Origin of the sequence: Methanospirillum sp. (assembly GCF_035406105.1) — an archaeon.
Classification (GTDB): domain Archaea; phylum Halobacteriota; class Methanomicrobia; order Methanomicrobiales; family Methanospirillaceae; genus Methanospirillum.
The window spans coordinates 9,869-17,727 of sequence record NZ_DAONKG010000027.1 but is presented as its reverse complement, the minus strand read 5'-3'; the positions used below and the strand labels follow the sequence as shown (position 1 = coordinate 17,727).

The window sequence follows — 7,859 nt, the reverse complement described above, 5'->3', positions numbered from 1 at the left end:
TAGCCATACATTTATTACCAGCACGGCAGCACGGAATCCTGATACCCTGCATAATTTCATACCTCAATTAAATACTGCAGACCTCTTTATCATTCATCCCTCCAATGATTCCTTCTGGGATGATATCATTGCACAGATACCAGATGGTCTACCGGTTATCCCGATCGGGTTTGACCAGGAGGGGCTATCAACCAGTACAGTTCCAGTAAAGGTAGCCCTCACCGCATCTGCCTACTACATTTACGGCGGGGAAAAAAACCTTGATAACCTTATCCGGTACCTTCGTGCAGAAGTACTCCATGAAAATGTACCCTATGACCCTCCGGAACCGACAGTCTGGGACGGGATATATCACCCGGATGCATCAGAGATATTCAAAACCCCAAAAGAGTACTTTTCCTGGAGAAGAAAACGGCACGATTCAACCATAGGCATCCTCTTTTACCGGTTGTACTGGGCCAACCGTGACCTTGCCGTGATAGATACACTAATTCGTACCATAGAACAGGATCATGATGTAATTCCGGTCTTTTGTATTGGGACGGGAGACGCAGACCTGGGTGCACGGTCCGGGGAGGAAATTCTGCATTCATATTTCATCAACAGAATCGATCTTCTCATTAACCTGCAATCAGTCACACTCTCCCGGAACATCAGAGAGACCGTTGACGGGTTAAAAACACTCAATGTGCCGATCATTCACCCAATCATCATCTATAACCGTACAAAAAATGACTGGGAGCAGGACAGTGCCGGCCTTACCGCTTCTGAAGTCGGATGGGCTGTGGTTGTTCCTGAATTTCTGGGTATGACCAGTATGATCCCTGTCGGGGCTAAATCACCGGATGAACCGGCAGGAGAAGAGACTGAATGGCATGACCCGATACCGGAACGAATAAACCGGGTATGCAGTCTTGTAAACGGATGGATACGCCTGAAAAAGAAACCACCTGCAAAGCGTAAAATTGCATTTATTCTGAACAATTCGCCTTGTGCTTCGATCGAAGCAACCGTCGGAACTGCTGCTCATCTTGATGCCCTTGAATCGGTAGCGAGGATCCTTCAGGAGATGAAAAAGGCCGGATATCAGGTCAATCCCCCGGCAGACGGAAAAGAACTCATCACTACCATTCTGAATAAAAAAGCCCTCTCAGAATTCAGGTGGACATCGGTTACCGAAACGGTGACAAAGGGGGGAGCCCTCGCTCTGTTAGGGAGGGAGACCTGGGAGCCATGGATAGCTGGTCTTCCCCTGAAATTACAAAACCAGCTTCGGGAAACCTGGGGCAATCCTCCGGGCGAAGAGAAAGACGGAGTACCGGCAGGGATGATATATGAGGGTAAACTCGTAATCACGGGACTATCGTATGGAAATATTCTCGTCATGACCCAGCCAAAACGGGGCTGTGCTGGAAGCAGATGTGATGGTCAGGTCTGTAAAATCCTGCATGATCCCGAAATCCCGCCACCCTATCATTACTTTGTCACGTACCAGTACCTGGTAAAAGAATTCCAGGCCGATGCAATCGTTCATGTGGGAACTCATGGTACCCTTGAATTTTTGCCGGGAAAATCAGTCGTCCTTTCAGATTCATGCCTTCCAGACGCGGTCCTTGGCCCGGTTCCATTCCTGTATATTTATAATACAGACAACCCGCCGGAAGGGACAATCGCCAAACGAAGAAGCACAGCAACGCTCATTGGACATATGCAGTCTGTTATGACTGAAAGCGGGCTCTATGGCGATTTATCTGAGCTTGCTGACAGAATAGATGAATATAATCGTGCCAGAGATGCAGACCCTGCCCGTGCTCATGCCCTCGAACATGTCATCCTTGAGTTGATTAAAAAAACAAGGCTTGCACAGGAGATAAACCTCGAAAAGATACAGGAATGCGGAGGGGGGATGAATGAGGTGATCGATGCTGCACATCTGTCGCTGACAAGAATTTATAACAGCCAGATTCCGGATGGAATGCATATATTCGGATCAATACCCCAAGGAGACAAACGTGCATCATACATCACCGGGCTGCTTCGATTTAACCAGGAGTTGCGAAAACTCATGATCGATCTCTCCGGTCTGGATATTGTTCCCAAAGCCGGTGAATTTGCCCTTCATAAAATGCTTGATGAACAGGCACGAAAGTTTACATCTGCCATCCTTAAAGGAAATGATCCCCGGATAGCAGCAGAAATTGCACTCGGTGATACGTTAAAACGCCCGAATTCTGAATTACTCATCCCGGTTTCTAAAAAAATTAGGGAACTTTCAGATCTTATACAAGCCTCAGATGAACACACCGCCCTGCTCCGGGGCCTGAATGGAGGATATATTGAGCCTGGTCCTTCAGGTCTGGTGAGCAGGGGAAGAACAGACATTCTCCCGACAGGAAGGAACTTTTACAGTTTAGACCCGTACTCAGTCCCGACTGAAGCAGCATTCCGGGTGGGCAGAAAACTTGGGGAAGTGCTTCTTGAGAAATATCGGTCCGAAGAAGGCAGGTACCCTGAGACTGTAGCTGTCTACTGGATGGCATCAGACATCATGTGGTCAGATGGAGAGACCTTTGGAAAACTCCTGCATCTTCTGGGTGTTGAACCGATCTGGAAACAGGGGAGGGTCAGAGAACTAAAAATCATCCCCCTGTCTTCCCTTGGAAGACCAAGAATTGATATCAACGTCCGGGCATCAGGTATTCTTCGAGATTGTTTCTACAACTGTATCGAACTCCTTGATGATGCAATTGCAAAGGTTGCAGCCCTTGATGAGCCAGATGAGATGAATTACATCAAAAAACATCAGGGTAGTAGTAGCAGACGAATGCCCCGGATATTCGGGAGTAAGGCAGGAACCTATGGAATGGGAGTAAATCTGGCCCTCTATGCATCTGCATGGAAAGAAGAGGCTGAACTCGCAGACATCTACATTGCCTGGAACGGGTATGGATATGGCAGGGATATGTATGGAGATGCATCCCATGATGACCTGATTGCCCAGTTGAAAACGGTTGATGTGACATTTAATAAAACCGCCACCGATGAGTATGACCTCCTTGGATGCTGCTGTTATTTCGGAACCCACGGGGGAATGACCATAGCCGCAGAGACGATAAAAGGAGAAAAAGTTGCGACATATTATGGGGATACAAGGGATCCTTCCCACGTTGAAGTCAGAACGCTGGCTGAGGAATTAACACGGGTGGTCAGGACAAAACTGCTCAACCCCAAATACATTGACGGCCTGAAAGAACATGGATATTCTGGCGCCAGTGAACTCTCCCGGAGAATTGGAAGAGTGTATGGATGGGATGCCACTACCGGACAGGTTGACGACTGGATTTTTGATGATATTGCACGAACTTTCATCCTGGATCAGAAAAACCGGAATTTTTTCGAAGAGAATAACCCCTATGCTCTTGAAGAGATCGGGCGGAGACTCCTTGAAGCACATGAACGGGGCGTCTGGCAGGCAGATCCTGATGTTATCGAAGAATTAAAAGAAGCATACCTCATGATTGAAGGATGGATAGAAGATAAAATGGATGGAACCGGAGGACATGTGCAGGGTGGATCAATTGATATCTACACGATGAATGACATTGCGAGTTGGAAAAAGAAGATCGGTCATATGAAGGAAGGGAAATCATGACACATCACCTGAAAAAACCCCTTATCCCGTTTACTGCAATCGTCGGACAGGAGCAGATGAAAAAAGCCCTCCTGCTCAACGCCATTAACCCGGCAATCGGAGGGGTCCTAATCAGAGGTGAGAAAGGAACGGCGAAATCGTCCACCGTTCGTGCATTGGCAGAAATTCTGCCGGTTATGAAAGTAGTACCCGGATGTCCCTTCTCGTGTGATCCGAAGAAAAAGGATGAACTCTGTGAGATCTGTGCTGCAAAAAAAGAGACCAATTCTCTCCCTGAACCCGTGAAACGGCAGATACGTGTTGTGAATCTGCCGGTTGGGGCAACAGAAGACCGGGTTGTTGGGACAATTGATATTGAACGGGCATTAAAAGAAGGTATCAAGGCCCTTGAACCAGGAATCCTTGCAGAAGCAAACCGGGGTATCCTCTACATTGATGAAGTAAACCTTCTTGACGACCATGTGGTTGATGTTCTCCTGGATGCCGCTGCAATGGGAGTAAACACAGTAGAGAGAGAAGGAATCTCATTCTCTCACCCCGCACGGTTTATTCTGATCGGGACCATGAACCCGGAAGAAGGAGAACTCAGACCCCAGCTCCTGGATCGGTTTGGTCTGCAGGTCTCTGTGGAAGCGATTGAAAATCCAAAAGAACGAATCGAGATCGTCAGGACTGCTGAGGAGTTCTTACAAAATCCGGACGAGTTTCGTAAGAAGTTTAAGAATGCACAGAAAGCAATCTCAAAACAGATAATCCATGCGATGCGAATCCTTCCGAAAGTTACCATATCTGATGCTCTGGTCAGAAAAGCCGTGGACATCTGTATTAGTCTTGGAGTCAGAACACACCGGGCAGAAATTACCATTGTACGCACTGCAAAAACCATCGCAGCCTTTGACGGACGGGATACCGTAACGCAGGAAGATCTCAGGGAAGCAATTGAACTCGCCCTTCCTCACCGGATGAGACGACGGCCATTTGAAGAACCGAAAGTGGATCCACAGCACCTTGATGACCTTATGAATGAGCCACCGGCAGAGCAGTCTGAAAAACCACAGGAAACCTCACCGGAACAGACTGATGAACACAGAGATGCTGAACCACAAAAAGAGTCTTCCGGGCAGGAAAATCAGGATACGCCAGAGGAATCACGGTCTTCATCCACAACCCCTCCGCAGGAACAGCGGGTATTTGGTATCGGATCTCCCATCAATATGGAACAGATGAGATCCCCTGAACAGAAAACTCTTGAGAAACGATATGCTCCCGGTCGGCGGTATGAAACAAACGGAGCTGATCGTCGCGGACAATATATCGGTGCTCAAAGAAAATTGATCGGAACGGATATCGCATTTGATGCAACAATCCGTGCTGTGGCTCCGTATCAGAACCGACGAAGATCTAATAATCTTGCTGTTGTGATCCGCGGTGATGAAGTCCTTCAAAAGAGAAGAATTGGAAAAACTGCCACCGCATGTTTGTTTGTTGTTGACGCGAGCGGATCCATGGGAGTGGAGCAGCGAATGGAAGCTGCAAAAGGAGCCGTATTCTCCCTGCTTGAAGATTCATACCAAAATCGTGACCGGGTAGGACTCATTGCCTTCCGAGGAGAGAAAGCGGACCTGATCCTTCCTCTGACATCAAGTATTGATCTTGCGTATGCCCGTCTGTCAGAGCTCCCCACGGGTGGAAAAACCCCCCTTACCGCCGGACTTCAAAAAGCCCTGACCACATTACTGAATGAAAAGCGGAAATACCCCTCACTTGTTCCCATTCTGATTCTTATCACGGATGGAAGAGCAAATGTTGGAAACGGTGGGCGATTAAAGGATGAGATAACATCGGTTTGTGAGGATCTTGCCAGGGCTGGCATTGAAACTGTGATAATTGATACTGAAGCCAGGAAGAAGAGCGGATTTGGACTTCAACTTGGATTTTGTCCTGCTATTGCTGAGCATACCCGTGGCAGATATTACCGGATGTCAGATCTCACGATGGATACTGTATCCGGTGCAGTACTCTCTCATATTGCAGAAAACCTTGCAGTTAGTTAAATACCAGAAAAAAAGACAGGGATGCACGAACGGTCAGAAATGAACCCAACTACTTTGTACCGGTCAGGACAACGGAAAAAACTTCTCATTATTCTCTTCCTGTCTCTCCTTCTCTCTGGGGCAGTCCTGTATGCCCTGTATGCAGGGTCGTATCACCTTCCCTTTGACCGCATACTCACCATTATACATCAGGCAATAACAGATCCTGCATCTCTTGAATCGGTGAAATCAGAAAAAACCGTTGTTATTGATTTCAGAATGCCACGGGTTCTCCTTGCTGTTCTCACAGGAATCAGTCTGTCCATAGCCGGATGTGTCATGCAGGCACTCCTTCGAAACCCTCTCGTAAGTCCGTTTACTCTTGGTCTCTCTTCTGCTGCGTCTTTTGGAGCTGCACTTGCTATTGTATTTGGGGCGGCCTTCCTCCCGTTCCTTCCTCCACAGTTCCAGAATAGTGCAATCATTTTCTGTGCATTCATTCTTGGATGGCTCTCAATTCTCCTCATCTATGGGATTTCACGCATGAAGGGCTCTTCAAGTGCAACGCTGATCCTGGCCGGTGTGGTTATCGGGTACATCTTTACCGCCGGAGTCATGATCCTCAAATACCTGACGAATGATGAGAAACTTCGGGAGATTACTCTTTGGCTTATGGGAGGGATGTGGGGTGCGAACTGGGGAGCAATTATTATCGTGGCCCCAATCACCCTCCTTTGTTTCCTCTATCTGGAATCCATCGCATGGGATCTGAACTCCCTTTCAGCAGGAGATGATGTGGCAAAAAACCTGGGAGTGAATGTGAACCGACTCCGTCTTACCGGCCTTTGCGTCTCAACCCTGGCGGCATCGGCTTGTCTTGCATTCACGGGTATTATCGGTTTTATCGGTCTTATGGGACCGCATATCGGAAGAATGCTCATCGGCAATGATAACCGGTACCTCATCCCTTGTTCAGCACTCCTGGGTGCTCTTATCCTGCTTATTTCAGATACCGCGGCACGGACCATCATGGATCCAATTGAGATTCCTGTCGGGGTTATCATGTATGTTATCGGTGGTATCTTTTTTCTGTTCCTGATCCTGCAAGGAAAACACCGGGTGATTACCTGAGGAGATGCCATGACCCTGACGATTGATCGACTGAATGTATGGTATGGATCTGTGCAGATCCTGTATGATATCTGTTTTTCTATCAGAGATGGAGAGATTCTGTGTGTAATCGGCCCGAACGGATCAGGAAAGAGTACCCTCATAAAAACCCTTGCGGGAATCATAGAACCAAAATCAGGCATAATATCGATGAACGGCGTGGAACTGTCACAGTACTCACGGAATGAGGTTGCAAAAAAAATTGGGTATGTCCCCCAGGATTTTCAGTATCTCTCCTCCTCAACCGTACTTGAAGCAGTCATTCTGGGTCGTCGTCCTCATGTTCAATGGACCCTGAAACCTCAGGATTTGGAAATCGTTGATACAGCAATGGAGATGCTTAATATTACTTCCATGGCAGAGAAAATGCTCACTGAACTCTCGGGCGGTGAACGGCAACGGGTCTTTATCGCTCGGGCAATTGCACAAAAACCAGAATATTATCTCTTCGATGAACCGACAAGTGCTCTTGACATCAGGCACCAGATAGATGTGTTCTCAATGATTCGGACCATCACCAGATCCGGAAAAGGTTCTGTATTTGTAGCCGTCCATGACCTCAATTTCGCATACCACTATGCAGACCGGGTCATCCTTATGGACAAAGGGAGAATAATTGCCCAAGGGACTCCTGATGAGGTCATGACCAGGGACCACATAATATCAGTATATGATGTCCCGATGCAGTTTATTACCACTGATGCCGGACAATATGTAGTCCCGGACTGGATACAAGCAGAAAAAACGGAACAATACCATCAGGGAGAACAATGAATATCAGCAGTATTCGTAATCAGGTGTCTGAATCAACGATAATCACATATAATCTTACCAAAAAATTTGGAAAAGTCTGTGCGGTAAACCGGATGAACATTACGGTTGGAAATGAGATATTCGGTATTCTGGGACCAAATGGATCAGGCAAGACCACAACCGTGCTGATGCTTACAACGCTCCTTGATCCGACTGACGGGACGGCACAAATATGTGGATTCGATATTCAA

Annotated in this window: 5 protein-coding genes; all 5 read left to right on the top strand. The window is 47.4% G+C overall.

Going from position 1 to position 7,859, the window contains the following annotated elements; translation table 11 throughout:
* The coding region (gene cobN, locus PLA23_RS02830) for a cobaltochelatase subunit CobN (protein ID WP_324473928.1) at window positions 1-3,652 on the top strand (3,652 nt) is incomplete at its 5' end.
* Window positions 3,649-5,706, top strand: a complete 2,058-nt coding sequence (locus tag PLA23_RS02825) for a putative cobaltochelatase (RefSeq protein ID WP_324473926.1) — start codon at window positions 3,649-3,651, stop codon at window positions 5,704-5,706. The genes cobN and PLA23_RS02825, both read left to right, overlap by 4 nt.
* A gap of 21 nt (window positions 5,707-5,727) precedes the next feature.
* Window positions 5,728-6,816, top strand: coding sequence for a FecCD family ABC transporter permease (locus tag PLA23_RS02820; protein ID WP_324473924.1), 1,089 nt, complete (start codon window positions 5,728-5,730; stop codon window positions 6,814-6,816).
* A gap of 9 nt (window positions 6,817-6,825) precedes the next feature.
* Complete coding sequence (locus tag PLA23_RS02815; protein WP_324332108.1) at window positions 6,826-7,629, top strand: ABC transporter ATP-binding protein; 804 nt, start codon at window positions 6,826-6,828, stop codon at window positions 7,627-7,629.
* Window positions 7,626-7,859 (top strand): ATP-binding cassette domain-containing protein (locus PLA23_RS02810; protein WP_324473922.1); only part of this gene is annotated, 234 nt, incomplete at its 3' end. The genes PLA23_RS02815 and PLA23_RS02810, both read left to right, overlap by 4 nt.

Excerpts from the sequence above, each read along its gene's own strand:
- PLA23_RS02825 (WP_324473926.1), top strand. The coding sequence starts at position 3,649 with ATGACACATCACCTGAAAAAACCCCTTATCCCGTTTACTGCAATCGTC.
- PLA23_RS02820 (WP_324473924.1), top strand. The coding sequence starts at position 5,728 with ATGCACGAACGGTCAGAAATGAACCCAACTACTTTGTACCGGTCAGGA.
- PLA23_RS02815 (WP_324332108.1), top strand. The coding sequence starts at position 6,826 with ATGACCCTGACGATTGATCGACTGAATGTATGGTATGGATCTGTGCAG.